Below are 23,391 nucleotides of genomic sequence, written 5' to 3' on the forward strand. Positions count from 1 at the left end.
TGCATTAAGTCAGCAACAGCGTCCGGTCCTCGCGTCGGCAATGCATCGCCGGCCGGTGTGGAATTGTTTGCGTTCGGCGTGATATCGAGGCTTAGTCCACGCTCCGTGGCGCGATCTAAATTCGAATACCGAGCCTCAATCCGTGAGCCTGTTCCAGCGATCGAGACGACCCCGACCCTTGCCGCGCGAACGGCTGGTGATGGATATGCGCGACACGGTGGTCTACGCGATCGGCGACGTGCATGGCTGCTATGACGAGTTGCGCGCGCTCGAACAGAAGATCCTGCTCGACGCGCAGCTATTCCGTGGCCGCAAGGTCATCATCATGCTCGGCGACTATATCGACCGCGGGCCCAATTCGTGCCGCGTGCTCGAGCATCTGATGGCGCCGCCGCCAAAAGGCTTCCTGCGCGTCTGCCTAGCCGGGAACCACGAAGTGGCGATGCTCGCCTATCTCGACGGCTCCCTGTCGCGGGAGCCATGGCTCGCGGTCGGCGGACGGGAGACCCTCTATTCCTATGGCATCGATCCGGCGCATCTCGCCAATCTCTACGCCTCGAGCGAAGAGGTCGATGAGCGCATCCGCGAGACGATTCCTGCCGGCCATATCGGCTTCCTCCGCACGCTGCCGGTGATGGTCTGCTCGGATGAGTTCGTGTTCGTGCACGCCGGCATCCGGCCCGGGATCGCGCTCGAAGCCCAGGACGAGGCCGACCTGCTCAACATCCGATCGGATTTCCTGGCGGCGGCGCATCGCCTCGATCATTGGGTCGTGCATGGACATACGATCGTGGATGCTCCGACACTCGATGGGCGCCGGCTCGGCATCGACACGGGCGCCTTCCAGAGCGGTCGGCTGACCGCCCTCAGGATCGTCGGCAAATATGGACGGCTGCTATCTTCCGGCGATTAGGGAGAGGGCCCTGGAGCGTTCGCCGCTCTCAGGTCGGCGCAAGCTCGGCCTCGGCGGCGGCGCCATAGGACAGCAGATCGCCTTGCCATTTGCTGCGCTTGAGGAACTGTTCCCAAGTCAGTGCATTCGGATCGATTTTCCGACTCCAGGTCAGATCGCGCTCGGGGGCGTAGTAGCCATATTCGACGCAGTATTCGACCATACCCACCAACTCGCGCACGAGATGCTCGTTGCCGGCGAAACTCGGAAAGTGGCGCAACAAGTCTTCGCGCGAGTACGCAGAGGCGTAGCGCGCTGGCTTTCCGGTGACTTGCACAAACGTGTCCACCATTTGCCGCGCCGAGATAAACTCGCCGATTACCGGCAGGACTTCGCCGGCGTATCGCGCCGGATGATCGAAGATTTCGCGCACCGCCGGGCCGGCCGCGGTGAGCGGATCGCAGAAGGGCATGGGGATGTCCGGCGGCAAGTATATGGCGAACGTTATGCCGTCCTCCTCGCTTTGCGGCACGTAGTACTCCAGGAAGTTGGTGTAATAAAACGCCAGGTAAACAAACGAGCTGCGGACAGGTAAGCCGCGAATATAGTCCTCTACCTTCGCCTTGTCCGTGAAATGCGGCGCCCACTTGGTGCCGCCGGTGATCGCTTCGACATTTTCGAGCCCGCTGAACACCACGTGTTCCACGCCGGCCGCCACCGCCGCATCGGCCAACTCCTTGCCGAGGTTGAGTTCGGGTTCCGCCGGCGGCACCTTGACGATGGGCGGCGTCATCAGGAATGCCCCGGCCGAACCTTTCAGTGCCTCGGTCAGTTCGGCCTGCCTACCGAGTTCAAGCGGTGCCGCCACGACTTCGGCACCCTTCTGCGCCAAGGCTTGCGCAGGTTGGCTGTCGAGGCGCCGCGTCAGGGCGCGTACCCGGTAGCGCCCACTGTCGAGCAGGGAATTGGCGACGCTGCGACCTTGCTTACTCGAGGCACCAACAACGCTGATCAGAGGTTTGGAAGTATCGGCTTGTATCATGCTAATCATCCCGGTCTGAGGGTGGAAACCGCCTCCGCCTGATCGACGGTCGGCGCGGCCCTGACCACGAAGTCTCGACTGCTCCAAGCTATTTTTGAAATCGTAGAAATATTCGGCTACTATCCGCTCCATGGATACCAAGCGCCTGGATCTCAACCTGTTGGTTACCCTGGAGACGCTGCTGATCGAGCGGAACGTCACGAAGGCGGCTGCCCGACTGCATCTGAGCCAGCCAGCAGTCAGCGCCCAGTTAAACCGTCTCAGGCACGAGTTCGACGACCAATTGCTAATTCCCGCCCAGCGAGGGATGACGCCGACGGTTAAAGCAATGGAGTTGCTCGGTCCGTTGCGCCAAACCCTTGATCAAGTTCGCGCCACGCTCACCTCGCATAAGAACTTCGATCCGACGAAGGCCAAGCTAACCTTCGCAATCGCTTGTACAGACTATCTGCAAGCAGCGGTGATCAAGCCGCTTGTTGTGGAGCTCAGGACGCGAGCACCCGGTGTTCGCGTCGCGATACGCAATCTGGACATGTCGCAGTTGGAAGCGCAGATGGCGCGCGGTGATGTGGATCTGGCACTGATGACGCCGCAAGCGGCCCCGCCAAGTCTTCGCGCCCGACATCTGTTCGATGAGCGCTATGTGCTCATCGGTCGCCGGAAGCATCCACGGCTGCGGGAAGAAATCAGCGTCGCTGAATTCGCCAAACTAGAGCAAGTGATCGTGTCCTTGGATGGCGGCGGCTTCGTGACGCCGGTGGACAGTGCGTTGGCCGCTCTCGGACACAAGCGTAACGTGGTGCTCTCCGCGGCTTCGTTCCTGTTCGTCCCCGAGATCGTATCTCACTCGGACTTTGTTGCACTGGTCCCAGAACGCCTGGTACGCGACAGTGCGGACAAGCTTAAAATCATAGACTGTCCATTTCCCGTTGAAGGCTTTGCCGTGGGAATGGTGTGGCATGAGCGCAGTCACGGCCACAGCGGCCAACGCTGGGTCCGTGAGGCCGTTGTCTCGCTTATCGCGCATCAATCCTCGTCTCGGGCGCGCGATGGTCACCGATAGAGCGGTTCGTTATTTCACGGAAACGCAGAACCGCTCCATCTCTTTATCCCGGCGCAATTCCGGACAGAAAAGCGCTACGCACTTTTCCTGGAATTGCTTTAGGCAGCCTGCTTGGCGCGCGATTCCGACTTCTCCAGATAGTAGCTCGAATAGCGGTCGAAGAACTTCTCCGAACCGCCAAGCGAGCCGTATTTCGCCAGCTTCTTCAGCTCGACCTTGTTGAGCACCGCGCCGACGATCTTGTCGGCGATGTAGGGTTCCTGTTCCAGCATCGAGCGCACCATGGCGCGCGGCGTGCGGCCCCATTCGGTGACGAGCACGAAGCCGTCAACCAGCGGCGCGAAGGCCTTGGCGTCGACCACCGGTCCGAGCGGCGGCAAGTCGACGATGATGTATTCGAACGTCTCCCTGGCGTTCTCGATGAAGCGCCGCATGCCGGCCGAGCCCAGAAGCTCGCTGGTGTGCGAGAACTGGCCGCGCAGCACGGCGGGGATGATCGCCAGCTTGGTCTGGCGGTCGACCTTGCCGACCGACTGCCAGGTCTGCCCGTTGACCACTGCTTCCATCAGCCCGTGCTCGGACTCCATGCCGAGGCTGCGGCTGAGGCCGGGGTTGCGCAGGTCGCCATCGATGAGCAACGTCTTGGCGCCATTGGCGGCGAGCAGACCGGCGAGGTTTGCCGCAACCGTCGACTTGCCTTCGCCGGGCAGGACCGAGATGACGCCGATCACCCGGCTGTCCTTGTCTTCCATCACCACATCGAACGCGATCTTGGCGTTGCGGAGTGTCTCGGCGAACATCGAGGCCGGCGCATCGAGGCTAACCCGCATGCGCGCCCTTTTCTCGGCGGCCGACAGGCTGGCGACCTTGCCGTCGGCCGGCAAGTCGTCCGGCTTCGCCTCCTTGGCCCTGCCGCCGCCGATCGTCGGCAGATAGCCGAGGAACTTCAGGCCGACGCGGTCGCGAACGTCCTCGCCGGTCCGGAAGAAGCGCTCGTTGAATTCGTTCAGGCCGCCGAAACCGGCGCCGAGCATAAGGCCGAGCACCAGCGAGAGCGCCAGAACCCTGATGGTGCGGGGGCTTGACGCGGCAAGAGGCATGTTCGCGTCCGAGATGATGCGCACCTTGCCGACGGGGAAGGACTGCTGCTGCGAGGCCTCCTGGTAGCGGCTGAGGAAGGTCTGGTAGAGCGTGGAGAGCGCCTGCGCCTGCTGGTCCAGTTCCCTCAGCTTCACCTGCGACTCATTGTCGACCGAGCTCTGGCCGGCAGCGGTCGTGATCTTCTGCCTGAGTTCGGCCTCGCGCGCCTGCGACACCTGGAAGTCGTTGCGATAGCTTTCGGTGATCTGCTTCAACTGCCCGAAGATCTGCGCCGATACATCGGCCTTTTCCCTGGCGAGCGCCACCGCCTGCGGGTGGTCCTTGCCGAAATTCGCCTCGACATCCTGCAGCCGCTTGGAGACGGCGAGATAACGCGTCTTGAGTCCGATGATGACCGAGCTGCTCGGCTGATCGGATGCAATCGCCGAATCGTTGAAAGCATTCTCTGAGCCGCTGTCGACGATCGCCTTGTACTGCTGGTAGCGGGCGCTGGCGCGCGCCGTATCGGCCTGCGCGATGATGAGCTGGGCGTTGAGGTCGGACAGTTGCTTGCCGCTGATCAGCTGGCCGTCGCTGTTTGCGGACAGCCCGTGCTCAGCCCTGAATTTCTCGACCTCCATGGCGGCCGCCTGCGAGCTTTGGCGCAGTTCGGTCAGCCTGCCCTGCAGCCAGACAGCCGCGCGCTCGGTGGCGTCGAAGCTGGCATTGAGCTGATCAGCCAGATAGGCGTCGGCATAGGCCTTGGTGATGGCCGTGGCGAGGGCCGGATTCGTCGACTGATAGCCCAACGTAATGACGTTGCTGCGGCCGTTGCGATCCGCCATCAATCCGGTTTGCAGAACGAGGACCGCATAGTCATGGGTCGCGGCCTTCATCATGGCTTCGCGCGTTGCGGCATCCACATTCTCGATCCCAGGGAGTTCGTTGGCCGCGCTGCCGCGAAAATAGGCAACGATACCGCGCAGGAACCCGACACCCTTGGCCAAAGCCGATTGCGGCGGGTTCATGAACTCTTGGTTCTGATCGAGCTTCAGCTTGTCGACCACCTCCGACGCCAGTCGCGCGGAGCTGAGAATTTCGATCTGGCTGAGGATCGTCGCGTCCGTCTGCTGCGTGGCACTGACCGCCGAGATGTCGTCCACGACCTTGTTCAGGCCCTCGTCGATCAGCACGCTCGCAAAGGACGTGTATTGCTTGGGCGTCGTCTGAAGATAAATCAGACCCAGGAACAGGCCGATGACGGCGCAGACCGCCACCACCTTGGCCTGCCGGGCCGCCATGCCAAGCAGGCGCTCGACGTCGATGAAATCTTCACCCTTTTCCGGTTCGGTGCTGGGCAATGGCATCCTCTTGTCGAGAGGAAAGTTGGCGTAATTCATCTTCGGTCCAATTCCAGGTTGCAGGCGCTACCGGCCTTCGAAGAGTGGCGTCGTTACCAGAAAAGACCACGCAACATCCGTGCCATGGGGCGCCTGGCCAGAAAGGCCAAGCGCTTGCGCGGCTGTCACGCCATCGCGAATTCGCATATGCACCCAAAAAATGGGCATTATGCGGCCACTTCCCGGCGCTCGTGCGACCGGACGAACTGCTGCAGCATTTCGAAGACAGGTCCTTTCATGTCGTCGCGCGCCAGGGCAAAGGCGATGGTGGCCTCGATGAAGCCCTCCTTGGAGCCGCAGTCGAACATGCGGCCGTTGAAAGGCTGAGCATAGAAGGGCTGGCTCTCGGCCAGGCGAACCATGGCATCGGTGAGCTGGATCTCGTTGCCCGCGCCGCGCTGCTGGGTGCCGAGCAGGGCGAATATCTCCGGCTGCAGGATATAACGGCCGTTGATGTAGAAGTTCGACGGCGCGTCGGCGGGAGCCGGCTTCTCGACCATGGCGGTCACCTCGAAGCCGGAGGCCACCTCGGTGCCGCGGCCGACGATGCCGTATTTGCCGGTTTCCGAAGGATCGCAGCGCTCGACGGCGATGACGTTGCCGCCGGTCCGCTGATAGAGATCGACGGTTTCGGCGAGGCAGCCCGGCGCGCCGAAGGACACCATGTCGGGAAGCAGCAGCGCGAACGGCTCGTTGCCGATCACATCGCGCGCGCACCATACGGCATGGCCGAGGCCGTGCGGCGACTGCTGGCGGATGAAGGAGGTGGCGCCGGCCACGGGCAGCAGGCTCTCCAGCGATTGGAGCTGCGCCTTCTTGCCGGTCTGCTCGAGCGTTCCGATCAGTTCAGGATGCAGGTCGAAATAGTCTTCGATGACCGCCTTGTTGCGGCCGGTGACGAAGACGATGTGCTCGATCCCGGCCTCGAACGCCTCGTCCACGGCATATTGCACGACAGGCTTGTCGACGACGGGCAGCATTTCCTTCGGCATCGATTTGGTCGCCGGCAGGAACCGCGTTCCGAGCCCCGCCACCGGTATGACTGCCTTCCTGACTTTCTGCATCGCTTATTCCTTCTGCGGAGATCGATTTTTACCTATCGCTGGCTATGAAACCGCATTCCATGCGCCCGCATGCTTCACCTCCCCATGCCCACGGCAAACTGTGCCGCAACCCTTCTCAGCCGAACCGCGATCGGCATGCTCATGTGCCTGACCGCGGCCGGATCGCTGAGCGCCGTGCGGATCGCCTTGAGCGGCGCACGCGCCTTGATGTGCTGAACCAATGACAGGAACGAGGCCGCCTTGCGCAGGCTGCGGCCGCGTCTGGCGAAGGCCGCCTTGGCGCCTTCGTCCATGAAATGCGCGGCGGCGAAGGCTGCGTCGGCTTTGGCCATCGCCTCGACATGGTGCAATTCGAGCACCCGCGAGATCGAGCCGGTGCGGATGTGGTAGACATAGCCGACGGTCGGCTCCACCACGCAACGGCCGCCCTTTGCCAGCGCGCTCGCCAGAAGAATGTAGTCTTCGCCAATGCGCAGATCCTCGTCGTAGCGGAGCCGGTTTTCGTCCAGGAAACGACGCCGGAAGATCGGCTTCAGATAGCCGAGGTTGAAGCGCGACTCGAAGACCACGTTGCCGGCGATGTAGTCGGCAAGAGATATTTCGGCGAGTTCTTCGAGATAGGTGGTCGGGAACATGATGTCGTCGGGCGTGCCGTCCTCGCGTACGACCTGGACATTGTCGACCGCGATCTCGGCACCTGCCATTTCCGCCCGCGCGATCATCGCCGCCAGCCTGCCTGGAAGGACCGCATCGTCGGAATCGAGCACGGCAATCCAGCGACCGCGGGCTACGCCGAGCCCGGCATTCCTGGCGCCGCCAGGACCCCGGTTGGCCGGAAGCGCGACCACCCTGACGATGTCCTCGGGATAGGCGCGCGCGATATCGAGCGTGCGGTCGCTCGACCGGTCGTCGACGACGATGATTTCGACGGAGACGTCGCGCTGCGCCACTGCGCTGAGGATCGCCCGATCGAGGGTCGCCTCGGCGTTGTAAGCGGCGATGACGAAGCTGACGTCAGGCTGCACGCTTGTCCCCTTCCTGTGGGTTCAGGCCGTATTGGCGGATTTCGCGGACGCCGACCAAACCGCTGACGACACCGACATGCATAATGCCGCGCAGCACGCTGCGGTTCCGTCGCACAGGGCTGACCGCGGTCAAAAGCGCCATGCAGAAGCAATAGGCTGCCTTGGCCGAAGCGAGACCGACCTGGCCGGCGCGGCGCAGGCCGCCGACGTTGCGTCCAATGAGGTGGCCATGCGTCTGTCCGAAGCGGAAGCGGCGGCGGCGCAGCCACTCGAAGGCAGCCCTCGAGCGCGGCACCACCTCGTCGACAAAGGCCCGCGGGGCAAAGGCGATGCATCCGCCGGCCTTGACCATGCTGTCAAAGAATTCGGTGTCCTCACCGCCGGTCTGGCCGCGCGCCAGGCTGAAACGCCGGTTGCGCAGGCTCTCCTCGGTCATCCTGAGCAGGACATTGCAGGTGTAGCCGGTGCGGATCTCGCCGCGCACCCAGACGGGCAAGGTCGAGTGGAAATCGCCCTTGCGCATCCAGTCCGGCGCATCCTGGCGATATGTCGCGCGAACCGGGCCGAGCACGGCCGTCGCGCCGGTCGCCTTAGCGGTTGCGACAAGCTCGACGAGCCAACCCGGCGAGGCCGTCTCGTCGTCGTCGATGAAGGCGACGAGATCCGAAACGCTGGCATCGAGGCAGGCGTTGCGGGCGATCGAGATGTTGCGGGCTGGCGCGTGGCGATAGCGGATCGGCAGCTTCAGCTCCTGCGCCAAGGCCTTCACCTGCGACTGTGCCGTCGGCTCGTCGTCATTGTCGGCGACGACAACGCCGATCTCGAGGCCGGCGGGCCTTTCCAGCGCGGCGATGGAGCGCAGCGTGTCTGCAAGCTCCGGCCTGCGGAAGGTGCAGATGCAGATGTCGACGCTGCCGTTCTTCTTTGCAGCCATCACGCCGCCTCGCGCGATGGCTGCGGGCCGAGGAGTTGCAGCCAGAAGCCCATGGACCAGCCCAAATGCATGACCATCACCGACACGCCGGCCAGCACGATGGCCAGATTGCGCTGGCTGATCGCGGTCCGGACGCCATAACCAAGGCAGACCGCCGCCCATATCAGAAACGGCACGGCCGCCAGCATAAAGATTGGAGACAAGAGCGTCAGCAGCACCACCGGGAATACCAGCAACGGGATCATCTGCCGCAGCTTCGGCATCATGCGATGCTTCAGCACGTTCCTGGCGCGGCCGCGGCCATAGCCGAGATACTGGAAAAAGAGGCTCTTCAGCGTAGAGCGCGGATAATAGACCATCTGCGTCCTGCCGCTCATCCAGATGCGGTAGCCGGCCAGTCGGAGGCGATGGTCGAGCTCGGCGTCCTCGTTGTGACTGAAGCTTTCGTCATAGCCGCCGACCGCCCGGAAGGCGGCGATGCGCATCAGCGCATGGTGGCCGTGGTCGACCCATTCACCCGCCGACATGTGGCGATGCTTCGAGCCGCCGGTGCCGAGCTTGGAATTCTGTGCCGCGGCAACCGCCTTCTGCATCGCGCCCGTGCCGCTGGTCAGCATCGAGACGACGACCGAATCGGCACCTGTTGCAATCGCCTCCTCGACCAGCCGGTCGCAATAATCGGCGGGATAGCCGCCATGCGCGTCGATGCGGATGAGATAGTCGGCGTCGTCGCCGAACGTCGCCACCGCCAGGTTGATGGCGGCGCTCTGGATGCGCTTTGGATTGGCTAGCAGCATGACCCGCGGGTCCTCGGCGGCAACCCTTTCGACAATGCCTTGCGTGCCGTCGGTGCTGCCGCCATCGGCGACGACGATGCGTGCGCCAAGCCGCGCCGCCGCCGGACGCAATTGCCCTAGCAGCGTGCCGATATGGGCGGCCTCGTTGAGGCACGGAATGACGATCAGGCTTGATGCGGTGGTCCGCGTCATCGGCTTTTGTCCATTCTCAGCCATCCTATGCCAGCGCCTCGGTCGCGAAGGTTCCGCGAACGGCGGTCAGGGCGCGCAGCTTGTCGACGAAAGCCAGGCAATCGCCGCGGTCGTAGCTCCAGGTCCTCGGATTGCGGGCCAGCACGCGGGATTTCAGCTTGCCGAAGCGTTTCTGGTCCATCCGGCCAAGCGCGGTGTCGAGCCCTTCAGGAGTGGCTTCCGACAGAAGCACGCCGATGTCCTGCCGCTTGAGGAACCGGCCGGTTTCGGTGCTCGCCATCGAGATCGGCACGGCGGCGAAGCGGCAGCCTTCGTAAAGGCGGTTGGGAAGCAGCCATTCGGAATTCTGGCCTTGCTCGAAGAAATCGATCGCCCAGGAGAAATGCACCTCGCGGTAGATCGCTGCCATGTCCTCCGGATTGCGATAGGCACCGCCAAAGGAAAGCCAGGGCTCGGCCTCGACGAAGGCGTGAAAATCCGGGAATTCCGACAGCGCCGGACGACCCCTGAGCACCACTTCGAAGCGTCCGCTTTGCCGGCGGGGGAATTCGGCCAGGAGCTCCAGCGAGCGGTGGCAGCGCAGCGCGCCGAACCAACCGATGCGCCAGGGCGGCGCTGCCGGGCCCTCCTTCTCAGGCAGACCGTCGGCCGGCACCGGCATGGTGTCGAAATATTTGTTCTCGATCAGCTCGACCGGTGCGGCGATTTGCCCGAACGGCTTGAAATAGTTGGCGATGAAAGCGGGAGAGCTGGTCACCAGAAGCTTCACGTCGCGAGCGAGATGGCGTTCGGCGCTGCGCAGCGTCTTGCCGATCAGGTCGTTGCGCAGCACCAGCCGGTGGATGTCCAAGCATTCGTAGACGATCGGCACGCCGGCACCGAAAGCCTGGTTCGCGCGGCGGGCAAGCGCCAGCATCTCGAGGTTGCGCGCGATGATCAGGTCGGGTCGCGCCACGCCCGCGAACTTGGCGCCGATCGACATGGCGGCCTTGGCCACAGCGCCGATGCGCTGCGCGAATCGGCCGTCGCGCGTCGGGCCGAGGTCGACCGGATCGAGACCTTCGATCTCGGCGATCGGATTGGGAGTGCGGCGGAAACCCGCCAGGGTGATCCTGGCACCGCCTGCCCTGAGCATTTTGACCCTCCGGCGCACCGCCGGGTCTGATACGTCATGCACAAGGTACAAGACATGCAGCATAAAACTCGACCGCAGTTGGGCCCGCCACCCAAAGAGGATGCTAGTACAGCTTTTGCTGCATCGCAACATTTTTGGTGCAGCGTAGCAAACGCCGCACATTTTTTGTTGCGCTGCAAAAACCTCTTGCGGTAGTTTGTGGATGGCGGCGGGCGCCGGTCGCGACGATGTCGGGCCGGTGCAAAAACAGGGATTCCTGAATTTGGAAACCAGTGCATTCGATCCGCCCGAGGGCTCGTTGCGCAGATCGGTCGGGCGCGGCGCCGTCGTCACCGCGATGGCGCAGGGCGTGCGGGTCGCTACCCAGATCGTCTCCGTCATCGTTTTGTCGCGGCTTTTGTCGCCACAGGATTTCGGTGTCGTGGCGATGTGCGCGCCGGTGCTTGCCTTCATCGCGCTGTTCCAGGATTTCGGCCTGACCCAGGCGACGATCCAGAAAACCGGCATCCGGCATGAGGAGGTCAACTACCTTTTCTGGATCAACACGGCGGTGAGCGCGATCCTGGCCTGCGTGCTCGCCGCGGCGGCTCCCTTGGTGGCTGCCTTCTACGGCGAGCCGCGCGTGACGGGGCTGGTTGCCGCGTTCGGCCTGCAGATTATTGCCTATGGCCTCGGCGCCCAGCATCTGGCGCTGCTGACGCGCCGCATGGAATTCAGCCGGCTCGCCATCATCGACGTCGCCAGCGCCGTTTCCGGCCTTGTCGTCTCGATCGCCTGGACCTTCATCGACCGCTCCTATTGGGCGCTTTTTGCCGGCACGCTGACTGGCGCCGTGCTGCCGACGCTTTGCTACTGGGCGTCCTCGCGCTGGCGCCCCGGGCTGCCGCGCAAGGTCGAGGGCATCAGCCAGCTGATCAATTTCGGGGCCGGCATCACCGGCTTCAACTTCGCCAATTTCTTCGCCCGCAACCTCGACAACGTGCTGATCGGCAAATACTGGGGCGAGGCGCAACTCGGCCTCTACGACCGCGCCTACAAGCTGCTGCTATTCCCGCTCAGCCAGATCACCAATCCGCTGTCGAAAGTGATGGTGCCGGCGCTTTCGCGGCTGAAGGACGAGCCGGACCGCTACCGCAGCGCCTATCTGCGGGTCATGCCGCTGATCCTTCTGGTGGCGCTGCCGGGTGTGGCCTTCGCCACCGCCATGTCGGACACGCTCATTCCCTTCGTGCTCGGCCCGCAGTGGCGCGAGAGCGCCAACATCTTCCTGGCGCTGGGTTTCGCCGGCCTGCTGCAGCCGCTCAACAATCCGGCCGGATGGCTGTTCGTCAGCCAGGGCCGTTCGGGCGACTTCATGCGCTGGGGCATCATCACCGCGGTGACCTCGGTGCTGGCCTTCGCCATCGGCCTGCCCTACGGCGCGCTCGGCGTCGCGGTCGTCTACGCGATCAGCGAATATCTGCGGACGCCTTTCCTCTGGCTCTATGTCGGCAAGGCCGGACCGCTCAAGGCCAGTCATGTGCTGCACGCGGCAACCCCATTCGTGCTCGGCGCGCATCTGGCGCTGGCGCTGGTCTGGCTCGCCAAGCCGATGCTGCCGGCGCAGCCCGTCATTGCCCTGGCAGGCGGCGCGGTGCTGTCCTATGTCGTCACCATCATCGTAGCGCTCGCCTTCGGCGCCGGCCGCGAGGCGCTTCGGGAGGCCTTGCGGCTGATCCCGGCGCGCGGGTTTTCCCCCGCGCCCAGCGAGGCGAAATGACCTTGCCGGCGCAACCGGATGGTATTCCGGCCGCAGCCGGGACAGCCGCAAAACCACTGATTTTTGAGGGTAAGGCAACAGCATGAATTACCGATCGATTTCAGACATGAACGACGCGATCGCGCGGAACCTGCACCGGCTGCCGCGCGACATCGACCTGGTGGTCGGCGTGCCGAGAAGCGGCATCCTCGCCGCGACGCTGGTCAGCCTGACGGCGAACATTCCGATGACCGATCTCGACAGCTTCCTCGCCGGCAAGATCTACACGTCGGGGATCACCAAGCGGCGCGCCGCGCTCGACCGGCAACATTCCGAAATGCGCAAGATCCTGGTGATCGACGACAGCGTCAGCGGCGGCAACGCCATGCGCGATGCACGCAGCAAGATCGCGGCCGCCGGCATCAAGGGCGATTTCGTGTACGCGGCCGTATTCGGGCTGCTGTCGCAGCACAAGGAAACCGACATCGTCTTCGAGGTCGTGCCGCATCCCAGGATGTTCCAGTGGAATTTCATGCACCACGTCTTCCTCGAGCAATGCTGCGTCGACATAGACGGCGTGCTTTGCCTCGATCCGACCGAGGAAGAGAATGACGACGGTCCGGCCTACGAGAAATTCCTCGCCGAGGCGCGGCCGCTGCTCGGGCCGACGCGCAAGATCGGCTGGCTGGTGACCAGCCGGCTGGAAAAGTACCGCAAGCTGACCGAGGCATGGCTCGCAAAGCACGAAATCAAATACGACCACCTCATCATGCTCGACCTGCCGAGCAAGGCCGAGCGGCAGCGGCTCGGCGCGCATGGCAGCTTCAAGGCTGATTTCTACCGCAAGTCGGACGCCATCCTGTTCATCGAGAGCGAGCATGAGCAGGCGCTCAAGATCGCCAAGCTGTCGGGCAAGCCGGTGCTCTGTGTCGAAACCAACATTGTGAGCTTTCCCGACGCGCTTTCCCTGCCGGCGCTGGAGCAGGCGGCGCGCAACCTGCCGGCGCGGCTCAGGCAGATCAATTCGCCCGCCGGGCGAAAGAAGGTCTTCAAGACCGCCGCCCGCGCCCTGCTTGGCGAACGCGTCTACGAAATGCTGAAAAGCCGCGTCAAAAGGCCTGCGTAAGTAAAATCTTACGCAAATTTTAAGCAGCGCACCGAGCGCGCTGTCTGGCAAATTCTATGCAGCGCGCCGGGCGCGCTGCCGGGCAGCCCTGTCCAGCAAGGCGAAGAAGGTGGCGAACTGGCGCTCGGGATCGAGTTCCGGGCGCTGCGAGAAAGTGAGCGCCGCCTGCGAGAGCCGTTCATATTCCTCACGATCGTTCCACAGCCGCCTGACCGCCGCGACCCAGTCCTCGAGCGGCGCGTCATAATCCAGCACGACGCCGCCCGAGCCGATCGCCTCCGGCAGACCGCCGCGCCGCGAGCCAATGACGGGAATACCGCTGCAATGGGCCTCCGAGGCGACGCGGCCCCAGGCCTCTTCCCATTTGCTCGGCGCCAACAGGATCCTGGTGCGGCCATAGAGGGTCTTCATATCGTCGGTGCGGTTCTCGAGCTTGATGTTAGAGAAGGGCGCGATCGTCTCAGCGACACGGGCGCGGTGATCGTCCTCCAGCTTCCAGCTCTCGACGAACAGGAAAGGTATCTCCGGGCAGGCCGCGGCGATGCGCACAGCGAGCTCGAAGCCCTTTTCCTCGTAAGGGTTGATGAAGGTGACGTACTCGCCCGTCGTCGGCGTGCTGTAGGCGGCCGGATTGATGGTCGGCGGGATCACCGTGGAATCGATGCCGAACTGCCGCTTGTAGGTGCGCGCCGTGAACTCGGAATTGGCGATGTAAGATGCCGAGTTCAGCTCGCGCAGATCGCCGCCCAGTTCATGGAATTCCACGTTCCTGAGATAGACCACCAGCGGCACGCCCTCGGCCTCCAGCGCCTTGCCGAGCGGAACCGACTTATGACACTGGACCACCGCGACGTCCGGCTGCAGTTTCTTGACGGCAAAGGCCGCCGCTTCCCAGGGAAACCAGGCGCGCACCACCGGATAGCCGGGGAAGCTGTCGATGACGGCGCGCTGGCCGAGGAGCTTCATCTTGGCGCGCGCCTTGTAGCCAAACATGCCCTGGCCGAACAAAGCGGCGAGCACCGATGCCTCATGACCATGTTCGATCAGCTGTTCGGCCAGGTGATGGGTGCTCGACTGGACGCCGCCGCTGAATTGCGGCGGATAGCCGTTGCCGCCTGCGAAGAGAACTTTCATGGTTCGGCTCCTTGTCACATTTTTCTTGGCCAAGTCGTTTCTTGGCTTGGCGGCGAGTATGCCGCCGAGCAGTGTCAGGCACTCTGCTGCTCAAGGTTGGCAAAGGGATTGGTGCATGGATGCCAGCCGGTGAAGCGGATCGGATCATTGGGCGAGCTGCGCCAGGCGTAGTCGGTCAGCATGTGGAACTCGGCGATGACCCAGCGCTCGAAATTCCCGACATCCTGCTGCTTCTGCCTGGGCAGCAATTCGCGCGCCTTGTCGAGCCTCACGGTCTCCAAAAGCGTCACCGCATCCGCCAGCTTGTCGCTCGGGAATACCCACGGATTACGGTTGCGGAATTCAAGCACGAACTGTTGCAGATGCTCGATGCGCATATTGAGCGGGCCGAAATATTTCTCGAGCGTGACGCGGACCAGATCCTCATCCGAGAAGGACGATACGGCCGCGGCGGCAATGCCGGTCGAAGCAATGCCGCCGGCAACAACGGCCAGTGCAGCGCGTCGCGTGATCTTCATCGGCCCCTCCTTCATGCCAGCCGGCTCGCCGCCCGCAACGAAAGCGCGGCGGCGGTCAGGCTTGGGTTGGCGCAGGAACAGCTCGGATAGGTGCTGGTGCCGACGACGACGAGGTTCCGGAGCTGGTGGTGGATCATGTCGCGGTCGACCACCGAGTCGGCCGGGCCCGTGCCCATCCGCAAGGTGCCCTGCACATGCGATTCGGTCGGCCTGATGCCGCGATCGAAGATCTGCTCGACCGGCAGCGGCTTGAGCAGCGACGGCAGCCTCTCGAGCGCCTTGGCCATGCCCTTGGTTGCATAGTCGGACGCGCCCTTGAAGCTGACGAAAGCGTTCTCGTCCTTGTCGAGGACCACCCGATTTTCCGGGTCGAGCAGATTTTCGGTGACGATGACCAGCGGCAGCACTTGCCGCAGCCGCCCCTTGTCGGCGCGCATGCCATGCTGCCAGCGGTTTTCGAAATAGACCAGCGCCGCCGCGTGCTCGGCGCGATGCGGGCCGTCATAGAGGCCGAAATTCAAGCCGGTGGTGATGGTGCTGCCGTCGAAATTGTCGACGCCGTCGAGATAGACCTCGTAGTTCCAGCCATAGGATTCGTGCAGGCCGAGCCCGACGAACTCGCCGCCGAGCCCGGAGCGCAGCATGATGGCCGGGCTCTGGATGGCATTGGCGCCGAGGATGACGAGATCGCCGCTGACCGAATAGTCCTTGCCGTTGCGCACGAAGGTAACCGAACGCACCGCGCCGCCTGAATGGTCGAGCCGGCGCACCTCGGCGCCCAGGCATACCGACACGTCGGGGTGCTGGAAGACGTGCATCAAACCGTTGTTGGCGGTGAACTTGGCATCGACCGGGCACAGCCAGCATCTGAGGTTGGCGCAGCATGAGGTGCGCTGCGCCGTCGCCACGCGGGCACGGGCGGTCGGCATGACGAAATGCTGCTCGGGCTGCGCCGCCTTCATCATCCGGTCCGGCGTCGACATGCGGTGCGGCGGCTGCGGGAACGGCCGCGAGCGCGGCAGCATGCGGGCCATGTCGGGATCGCCGGAGATCGACATGACCTCCTCGGCATCGCAGTAAAACGGCTCCAGCTCGTCATAGCTGATCGGCCAGTCGTTGCCGACGCCGTAGGTGCTCTTCAGCCTGAAGTCGTTGGGGTGGAAGCGCGGCGTCTGCGCGAACCAGCAGTTGGTGCCGCCGCCGAGGCCGATCGTGTAGTTCCACGGCTTGTCGGCATTGTCGGTCTTGTAGGTGCTTTCGTCGTCTATGTCCGTGTTGGCGTTCTGGTTGAGCTGCCATTCATGCGTGTTGTGGCGGCCCCATTCCAGCACCAGGGCGCGGGCTTTGCGCCGCTTCAGGAACTCATGCAGGAAAAAGGCTGAACCGAAACCGGAGCCGATGACGACGAGATCGAAATGCTCGCTGGCGATTTGTTCGGGCTGAACATCCATCACCATCGGATCGAACCCCTTCCCGAGACGCGCACCACCGTCATGCCGCCATCCTGCCGATCGAATGGTATTCGATGCCATAGCGCGCGATGACCTTCGGATCGTAGAGATTGCGGCCGTCGAAGATGACCGGCGTCGTCAGCGCGTCCTTGAGCGCATCGAAGGAGGGCGCCCTAAAACTCTTCCATTCGGTGCAGATCAAGAGCGCGTCGGCGCCGCGCAGCGCTGCTTCCTTGGTGCCACACAGCAGAAGGTCCTCGCGCAGGCCGTAAATGGCCTGGCATTCCTGCATGGCCTCGGGATCATAAGCCTGCACCTTGGCGCCCGCTGCCCACAACGCCTCCATCAGCGTGCGCGACGGGGCCTCGCGCATGTCGTCGGTGTTCGGTTTGAAGGCCAGTCCCCACACCGCAAAGGTCCTGCCCTTGAGAGCGCCCTGGAAATAGCGGTCGACCTTGTCGAACAGCACCGATTTCTGCGCGTTGTTGCGCTCCTCGACGGCGCGCAGCAGCTTGGCGTCGAACTTGACGCCCTCGGCGGTCTTGATCAGCGCGCGGACGTCCTTGGGAAAGCACGAGCCGCCATAGCCGAGGCCCGGATAGATGAAGTGGTAGCCGATGCGCGGATCGCTGCCGATGCCCTTGCGCACCTCCTCGATGTCGGCGCCCAATTGCTCGGCGAGATTGGCCATCTCGTTCATGAAGCTGATCTTGGTCGCCAGCATGCAGTTGGCCGCATATTTGGTGAACTCGGCGCTGCGCACATCCATCACGATCATCTTCTCGTGGTTGCGGTTGAACGGCGCGTAGAGCTCGCGCATCACCGCCTCGGTGTCCTCGCTGGACGTGCCGACGATGATGCGGTCCGGTTTCATGCAGTCGGCAACGGCCGAGCCTTCCTTGAGGAATTCCGGGTTCGAGGCGACGTCGAAGGCCAGGTCCTCGCGGCCACGCTTCTTCAGCGTTTCGGCGACCTTGGCCTTGATCTTCTCGCAGGTGCCGACGGGCACGGTCGATTTGCCGACGATGATCTTGGGCGCGTCCATCTCGCGGCCGATGGCTTCGGCGACGGCAAGCACATATTTCAGGTCGGCCGAGCCGTCCTCGCCGGGCGGCGTGCCGACCGCGATCATCTGGATCTGGCCATGCTTGACCGCCGCGGCCGCATCGGTGGTGAAGCGGATGCGGCCGGCGGCGTGGTTCTCCTTGACGAGAGCTTCCAGCCCGGGTTCGAAAATCGGGATGAAGCCCTGATTGAGCCGCTCCACCTTCGCTTCATCGATGTCGACGCACACCACTTCGTGCCCAACCTCCGCGAGCACCGCGGCCTGGACGAGACCGACATAGCCAATTCCAAACACCGTCAAGTTCATTCGGTTCTATTCCTGTTCAAGGCCGGGCCGCAAGGCGGCCCGGCCGGTTCAGATGTCCCCCAGGCCCTTCGTGGGCCCAGATGTTCCGCATGATCTTATCCCAAAACCGGTTCCCGGTTTGGGGATCATGCCTAGTTGCTGTTACTTATGCTGCATGCCAGCGATTCCGGGAACTGACATGGCTGGCCCAAAGCGGTGAAGGCGATGCGCTTGACCTGCATCGTTACCTTGCGGCCGGGATCGGCGAAGGCGCCCATCCAGTTGGTCAGCTTGTCGCTGCCCCACAGGCTGAAAAATATCTTTTGCGGATTGGTCGGCAATTCGTCCGGATTGGTCACCTCGTTGACCAGCTTGCCGTTGACATACCAGCGCAGCCGGTCCTTTTCCCAGACGAAGCCGTAATCGTTGAAGCCCTTGTCGGCGCCGCCTTCGACATCGACCAGCTTGCCGTTCTTCGGCTTGCCCTGGATGTAGCTGTTCACCTGGACTTTGGTCGGGTCCTTGGTGAGGATCTCGAAGTCGATCTCGTCCCAGGGCTTTTTGTCCTGCGGCCCGATATAGGTGAAAAAGGCGGCGTTGAGGCCGGATCCGGTATCCGTCTTCATCCGCGCCTCATAGACGCCGTAACCATAGCGCTGCTTGGTCTGGACCTCGGCGCAGGCGAACTCGCGATCCTTCAGCTTGCGTTTTTCAAAGCTCAGCGAGAGCACGCCGTCGGAAAGCCGGACAAGGTCCTTCGACCATGTGCAGTTCTGATGATTGCCGTTGTTCCAGCCGTCGGAGACGAACCAGCGCGAACGGTCGAAATTCGAAAAATTGTCGACGAAGGACGGCGCGCTCTGCATCTCCTCGGCATGCGCCGGATGCGGTGGGGCCACAATAGCGGCCGCAGCCGCAAGCAACGCGCCCGCGAGGCAGAGGTGCAGGCTCGTTGACCTATTCGTATGCGCGCGCGGCATGCTGGAAGCAGCCACGGTGGAGGTGTCGTTCGGATATGCGTTCATGACATCTTACCTTTGTGCTGTCCGCCCCAACCCAAAGTCATTCCTGGCCCGCCTCCAGAGAGCCGCTTCTGATCCTCCGCCCTTTTGGACTCCTCTCTAATGTCTTCTACCGATGACCCAGTGTCCGATGACCCAGTGTCTTGTACCGATGACGCCGCCTGGATGCGCTGTCAGCCTCTTCCCGCAGACCTTGCCTGTCCGGGCTGCGAACCGGGTTGCCCGGCACTGTCGTCGACAATCGCGTCGAGTGAATGACGCAGTTCCTTCATCAGACCTTTCTGGCGCGTGAGCTCGGCAATGCGCCGCTCGTAATTCAGGATCGCGCCGGTCATCGCGCTGACGTCCGACGATTTATCCGTCGACGCGGAGCCGTTCTCCATTGCCTCGACCAGGAAAGCCGCGTTGGTCGCCGTCGACCGATAGCGGTTCTCCAGCCCGGTCTTTTCCGCTTCGATCTCGGCGCTGATCTGGTCGAACAGCTTCGCCAGACGGTCGAGCCGCTGGAGATCAGTCTGCCGGTCACGGGCCGGGTCCCTGGATCTGAAGCCGAAAATCGAAGCCATTCGATCGGTCTTTCGAAATTGCTGCACCGCAACATAGAGTGCCATTCTCGGAGTAACTAGGCAACCTCGTAGTTTCGGAAAGCGGATTTTTTTGGGAACAGCTGGCGCCTTTGTCCGATCATTCCTTTGCGGCACTTGTTGCCTGCATCAGGAAGCGCATCGGCGGCACCTGCTGCTTTGCAGCAATGCCTGCGCGACGGAAGAGAGCGTCCAGCTTGTCGGCGGCCACGCCGCGAATGATCGGGATCAGGTTGGACTGGCTGGCGAAGGCATAGGCCGCGGCCGACGCCAGGCCACGCTCCGCCTTCACGTCGAGGAAATTGCGCAGCCGGTATTTGTCGCGCACATGGCGCTCATGGCGCCGCAATGCGGCCTTCGAACCCTCCGGCAGGTTGCCCAGCGCCAGCAGCGCCAGGTCGGCATCGGCAAGCCGTTTCAGATCCTGCGTCCGGTGGCGGCCGCTCAGCGAATCGGCACGAACGATCGCGCCGTAGCCGCAGGACTTGATGATTTTGAAACGCGCTCCGCAGGCGACCGCGCGCGCATAGAGCTCGTAATCCTCGCCGAGCCGCAGGTTTTCGTCATAGCTCAACCCGTGGTGCTCGAGGAATGCCCGGCTGATCACCGGCTTGAGGAAGCCCAGTTCGCCGCGCTGGACGCGGCGGCGGGAAATGTTGCCGTCGATGAAACGCTCGAAATCGAGAAATTGCGGTTCGGGCGCAAAGGACGGAGCCGAGACCTTGGTGGGATCGGCCGCGGCATCATCCCTGATCAGCATGATGTTGTCGGCCGCGAAATCCCAGTCGGCGCCGTCAAACAGCCGGCGGAAACGACCTTCGAGGAAGAAATCGTCGGCGTCGAGGATGCTGATGAAAGGCGAAACAGAGGCCTGGATGGCGGCGTTGCGGGCAAAGGACGGACCACGATTGACATCGAGACGCATCACCTTGAGCCGGCCGCTGCCGTCATCGGCGGCCCGCGCCACATACTGCGTGTCGTCGGTGGAGGCGTCGTCGACCACGACGACCTCCGCCACCTCCGCCTCGCGCAGAGCCGAAGCGATGGCGACCGGTATGGTCCGCGCCGCGTTGCGGGCGGCGATGATGACGCAGACCCTGGGGGTCGTCACGGGCATGATTCACCTTTCGATTGCGTGAGTGACAGCCCGCCCATGAATGCAAAACCGGTCTTCATCCGTTGCCCCGCGCCGGCGTGGTGGCCGGCCGCTCGAAGATGCGCCGGCTGAGATCGGCGGAGGCCGCCCAGCCGGCCTCGGCCAGATAGCGCACGGGCTCGCGGCCGCAGAGCTCCCACAGCACTGTGCGCCGCTGCGGCCAGCACAGCGACGACAGCCAGGGCGCGATCACCATGTGGAAAAGGTCGGCATTGTCGATGCGCGCCAGGATCCGTGTGGCGCGATCCGAAAGCAGCGTGGCGGTACCGCCCAGCAGGACATCGGCCGCGCGCAGACCGAGCAGCAGCGTGTCGGCGAGGCCCTGCTCGGCGGCATGGTCGAGCACTTTCTGCTGCTCGGCTTCGTTCAGCCGGCTGGCCGCGGCTCTGACGTCGCAGACATAGCCGGCGCAAGGCTCGCGATTGAAGAAGGCCTTGGCGACGCTGATGCAGGACAAAAGCAACGTGTCGGATGCCGAAATCAGCGGCATGGCGGCGCCGGCCACCTTGACCTCGCGCTTGCGGCGCAGGAAGCAGTCGATATCGCGCGGACTTGGCGAACCCGGCTGCTGCAGCCGATAATGGAGATCGACCGTGGCGGCCCGCACGCCGTCGTCGCGGACCATGTGCTGCTCGCCGAGGAAACGCACCCACCAGACCGAACGGGACTTGCCCGCGACCTCATAGCCGGCCGAGCGGAGGGCCTCGCGAGCTGCCGAGAAACCGGACGGCGAAACCAGGATGTCGACGTCGCCGGACGGCTTCATGAAATGATCGCCATAGAGCAATTGCTGCTGCAGCGGCCCCTTCAGGAAGACGAAGTCTACCTGCCTGTCACGCAGCACCTGATGGATGGCGATCGAATCGCCGATGCAGGCGGCGTTCATCGACAGAGTGCGCCGGCGATAAGCTTCGAGCCATGCGAGCAGTTCGGGAGGCGCCGCGCCGGTCGCCGCCCGCGCCAGAGCCTTGAGCAAAAAGACAGCGACCTTGTTCAACCTCGCGATGTCGGCGACGTTGGCCACCGAGATTGCCGGAACCGGCATGCGGCCATGATCGACGGCTCCCGCAGCCGGGTTGAAGAACAGCCGCAGACAGGCCTGTACATAGGCGACTTCGTCGGCGCAGCCGGCCGCACGCAGCCTGTCGTAAGAAGCGTCCTGCACGGCCATGCCCCGTTGTCGTTTCTCCGCAAAACCGCCCGCGGCGGCGTTTATACCGCAACTGCGAAGAAAAGCATCGCCAAAAATCAGGGCAGCCATCCAGCGCCTTCCGAAGCGGCCTCGCCCCTGCAACCTTAGCGTTCATATTCGCCATCTCGCCGATCACTTTTGAAGACAGATCCGACTGCGGTGACGTAAGCCGGCAATCGATACTTTCTGCAGCATTCTCCCCGCGGTCGTGAGACAGGTATTTGAGCTTATGAAGTTATTGCAAATAAATCATACGCTTACTTAAACGGCAAAGATGCGCCGCCTAGCTACCGGATGACATCCGCCTAAAATGGGAATGTCTGCCGCTCCATCATCGGCGGATGCCGGCGCAACCAAGAATTGATTAATGCAAGGTAAATCACGCTTGACTCATAAATGTTGCCGTGCAGCAATTGCAACGCAGCATAGCAGTATGCTGGCGGCATTCTGACGCCGCTTCCAGTCCTCAGTTGGAGAGTAGAATGGAACAGAATGTTGAAAAGCAAGAGTACGAGACCCCCAGCCTGACGGTTCATGGTTCGATCGAAACGATCACGCAGGGTGCCTCCGGCACGACGGCGCTGGACGCGGCATTTCCCGCGCACACGCCGGTCGGTGAGCTCACCTTCTCCTGAGCTTGCAGGCGCCTGGGGTTGTCGCAGTTGTGGCTCCGGGCGTTCTCTTTTGAACAGTGGGCCGGGGGCTCGTATCCCCCGGCTTCCTGGCCGGGCGATCGCAGGCAACCGATCCCGATCCAGGTCACGCATGGCGTTCAAACAATGAGGTTTTAGGATGCACTGGAACCCATCGGACCATGACCGCGTGGTCGCGACCGGCGATGCGGTGGCTTGCGAATTCGGCAACGGACTGGCGCTGCTCCATCTCAAATCCAACATCTACTACAGCCTGAACGGCGTCGGCGCCTACATCTGGGAGCTGATCCAGGAACCGCGACCGATCGTCGACATAAAAAGCGCGGTGCTCGCGCGCTATGACGTCGATGCCGAACGTTGCAAGGCCGATGTCGAAGGCTTGCTCAAGGGGCTGCTCGAAGCCGGGCTTGCGAGGCTCCACCATGAGGAACTGGCCTAGGGTCCTCTCGCTGAGCGGCCCGGAGATGCTGTTTCTGGCGCACTGTCTGGCGGTGGTCAGCGCCGTGCGGCTGGGGCTGACACTCTCCTCCTATAACCGCGTGCGCATTCTGGTGAACCGGCTGGAGGCAAGGAATGACGCCGGTATCGCCGATCTGCGGCGCGTCGCATGGGGCGTTGCCGCCGCTGCACGGTTCGTGCCCGGCGCCAGCTGCCTCACCCAGGCGCTCGCCGGACAATATCTGCTTGCCCGCCAGGGCAATGCTTCCAAGATCCGCATCGGCATCGAGCGCGACACCGGCGTCGAGCTCAAGGCGCATGCGTGGCTGGTCAGCGGCAACCACATCGTGCTTGGCGGCTCGATCGATGGCTTCGCCCATCTCGTCGATCACGGGCAATAGGCC

General features: G+C 63.2%; 22 protein-coding genes. 7 read left to right on the forward strand and 15 right to left on the reverse strand.

What is annotated here, in order from left to right; all coding sequences use genetic code 11:
• The first annotated feature begins 178 nt into the window (after window positions 1-178).
• On the forward strand, window positions 179-913 hold the full coding sequence (locus DH10_RS04395; protein WP_312891290.1) for a metallophosphoesterase: 735 nt from the start codon (window positions 179-181) through the stop codon (window positions 911-913).
• A 28-nt stretch (window positions 914-941) separates the two neighbouring features.
• On the opposite strand, the gene DH10_RS04400 is transcribed toward DH10_RS04395, so the two are convergent.
• A complete protein-coding gene (locus DH10_RS04400; RefSeq protein ID WP_192251180.1) occupies window positions 942-1,934 on the reverse strand; it encodes an NmrA/HSCARG family protein in 993 nt (330 codons plus the stop codon).
• 130 nt (window positions 1,935-2,064) lie between these two features.
• Between DH10_RS04400 and DH10_RS04405 the strand changes: the two genes are divergently transcribed.
• On the forward strand, window positions 2,065-2,997 hold the full coding sequence (locus DH10_RS04405; RefSeq protein ID WP_192251178.1) for a LysR family transcriptional regulator: 933 nt from the start codon (window positions 2,065-2,067) through the stop codon (window positions 2,995-2,997).
• A 98-nt stretch (window positions 2,998-3,095) separates the two neighbouring features.
• On the opposite strand, the gene DH10_RS04410 is transcribed toward DH10_RS04405, so the two are convergent.
• From DH10_RS04410 to DH10_RS04435, 6 genes are all read right to left on the reverse strand, one after another.
• On the reverse strand, window positions 3,096-5,477 hold the full coding sequence (locus tag DH10_RS04410; protein WP_192251176.1) for a polysaccharide biosynthesis tyrosine autokinase: 2,382 nt from the start codon (window positions 5,475-5,477) through the stop codon (window positions 3,096-3,098).
• A 167-nt stretch (window positions 5,478-5,644) separates the two neighbouring features.
• Window positions 5,645-6,541: a UTP--glucose-1-phosphate uridylyltransferase GalU gene (gene galU, locus DH10_RS04415; RefSeq protein WP_192251174.1), complete on the reverse strand. Its 897-nt coding sequence runs from the start codon at window positions 6,539-6,541 to the stop codon at window positions 5,645-5,647.
• A 74-nt stretch (window positions 6,542-6,615) separates the two neighbouring features.
• Window positions 6,616-7,566, reverse strand: coding sequence for a glycosyltransferase family 2 protein (locus tag DH10_RS04420; protein ID WP_192251172.1), 951 nt, complete (start codon window positions 7,564-7,566; stop codon window positions 6,616-6,618).
• Window positions 7,556-8,500 (reverse strand): glycosyltransferase family 2 protein, encoded by a 945-nt coding sequence (locus DH10_RS04425; protein ID WP_192251170.1) that lies wholly within the window; start codon window positions 8,498-8,500, stop codon window positions 7,556-7,558. Before DH10_RS04425 ends, DH10_RS04420 begins: the two co-directional genes overlap by 11 nt.
• Window positions 8,500-9,489, reverse strand: coding sequence for a glycosyltransferase family 2 protein (locus tag DH10_RS04430; RefSeq protein WP_192251167.1), 990 nt, complete (start codon window positions 9,487-9,489; stop codon window positions 8,500-8,502). The genes DH10_RS04425 and DH10_RS04430 overlap by 1 nt, the downstream gene beginning before the upstream one ends.
• 25 nt (window positions 9,490-9,514) lie before the next feature.
• A complete protein-coding gene (locus DH10_RS04435) occupies window positions 9,515-10,687 on the reverse strand; it encodes a glycosyltransferase family protein (RefSeq protein ID WP_192384260.1) in 1,173 nt (390 codons plus the stop codon).
• 199 nt (window positions 10,688-10,886) lie between these two features.
• Here DH10_RS04435 and DH10_RS04440 point away from each other — a divergent pair, with 199 nt between their 5' ends.
• Both DH10_RS04440 and DH10_RS04445 read left to right on the forward strand, forming a co-directional pair.
• Window positions 10,887-12,383, forward strand: coding sequence for a lipopolysaccharide biosynthesis protein (locus tag DH10_RS04440; protein WP_192251160.1), 1,497 nt, complete (start codon window positions 10,887-10,889; stop codon window positions 12,381-12,383).
• A gap of 82 nt (window positions 12,384-12,465) precedes the next feature.
• Window positions 12,466-13,488, forward strand: coding sequence for a phosphoribosyltransferase (locus tag DH10_RS04445; protein WP_192251157.1), 1,023 nt, complete (start codon window positions 12,466-12,468; stop codon window positions 13,486-13,488).
• Between the two features lie 54 nt (window positions 13,489-13,542).
• Here the strand turns inward: DH10_RS04445 and DH10_RS04450 are convergent, their stop codons facing one another.
• From DH10_RS04450 to DH10_RS04485, 8 genes are all read right to left on the reverse strand, one after another.
• Window positions 13,543-14,622: a glycosyltransferase gene (locus tag DH10_RS04450; RefSeq protein WP_192251154.1), complete on the reverse strand. Its 1,080-nt coding sequence runs from the start codon at window positions 14,620-14,622 to the stop codon at window positions 13,543-13,545.
• A gap of 74 nt (window positions 14,623-14,696) precedes the next feature.
• Window positions 14,697-15,140: a hypothetical protein gene (locus DH10_RS04455; RefSeq protein WP_192251151.1), complete on the reverse strand. Its 444-nt coding sequence runs from the start codon at window positions 15,138-15,140 to the stop codon at window positions 14,697-14,699.
• Between the two features lie 11 nt (window positions 15,141-15,151).
• Window positions 15,152-16,597: a GMC oxidoreductase gene (locus tag DH10_RS04460; protein ID WP_192251148.1), complete on the reverse strand. Its 1,446-nt coding sequence runs from the start codon at window positions 16,595-16,597 to the stop codon at window positions 15,152-15,154.
• A 34-nt stretch (window positions 16,598-16,631) separates the two neighbouring features.
• Complete coding sequence (locus tag DH10_RS04465) at window positions 16,632-17,963, reverse strand: UDP-glucose dehydrogenase family protein (protein ID WP_192251145.1); 1,332 nt, start codon at window positions 17,961-17,963, stop codon at window positions 16,632-16,634.
• Between the two features lie 131 nt (window positions 17,964-18,094).
• Entirely contained in the window at window positions 18,095-18,967 is an 873-nt protein-coding gene (gene exoK / locus DH10_RS04470) for an endo-1,3-1,4-beta-glycanase ExoK (RefSeq protein WP_192251142.1), read from the reverse strand.
• 170 nt (window positions 18,968-19,137) lie between these two features.
• Entirely contained in the window at window positions 19,138-19,530 is a 393-nt protein-coding gene (locus DH10_RS04475) for a hypothetical protein (RefSeq protein ID WP_192251139.1), read from the reverse strand.
• A 118-nt stretch (window positions 19,531-19,648) separates the two neighbouring features.
• The gene (locus tag DH10_RS04480; RefSeq protein ID WP_192251136.1) at window positions 19,649-20,665 is read right to left on the reverse strand and encodes a glycosyltransferase family 2 protein; all 1,017 of its coding nucleotides are present in this window, start codon (window positions 20,663-20,665) and stop codon (window positions 19,649-19,651) included.
• 55 nt (window positions 20,666-20,720) lie between these two features.
• The gene (locus DH10_RS04485) at window positions 20,721-21,875 is read right to left on the reverse strand and encodes a nucleotidyltransferase family protein (RefSeq protein WP_192251133.1); all 1,155 of its coding nucleotides are present in this window, start codon (window positions 21,873-21,875) and stop codon (window positions 20,721-20,723) included.
• A 503-nt stretch (window positions 21,876-22,378) separates the two neighbouring features.
• Here DH10_RS04485 and DH10_RS04490 point away from each other — a divergent pair.
• From DH10_RS04490 to DH10_RS04500, 3 genes are all read left to right on the forward strand, one after another.
• Entirely contained in the window at window positions 22,379-22,531 is a 153-nt protein-coding gene (locus tag DH10_RS04490; RefSeq protein WP_082953851.1) for a lasso peptide, read from the forward strand.
• A 157-nt stretch (window positions 22,532-22,688) separates the two neighbouring features.
• Window positions 22,689-22,988, forward strand: coding sequence for a PqqD family protein (locus DH10_RS04495; protein WP_192251130.1), 300 nt, complete (start codon window positions 22,689-22,691; stop codon window positions 22,986-22,988).
• Window positions 22,972-23,388 (forward strand): lasso peptide biosynthesis B2 protein, encoded by a 417-nt coding sequence (locus DH10_RS04500; protein ID WP_246506244.1) that lies wholly within the window; start codon window positions 22,972-22,974, stop codon window positions 23,386-23,388. The genes DH10_RS04495 and DH10_RS04500 overlap by 17 nt, the downstream gene beginning before the upstream one ends.
• The last annotated feature ends 3 nt before the right edge of the window (window positions 23,389-23,391 follow it).

The sequence above is a fragment of the Mesorhizobium silamurunense genome (genome assembly GCF_014843825.1).
GTDB lineage: Bacteria > Pseudomonadota > Alphaproteobacteria > Rhizobiales > Rhizobiaceae > Mesorhizobium > Mesorhizobium silamurunense.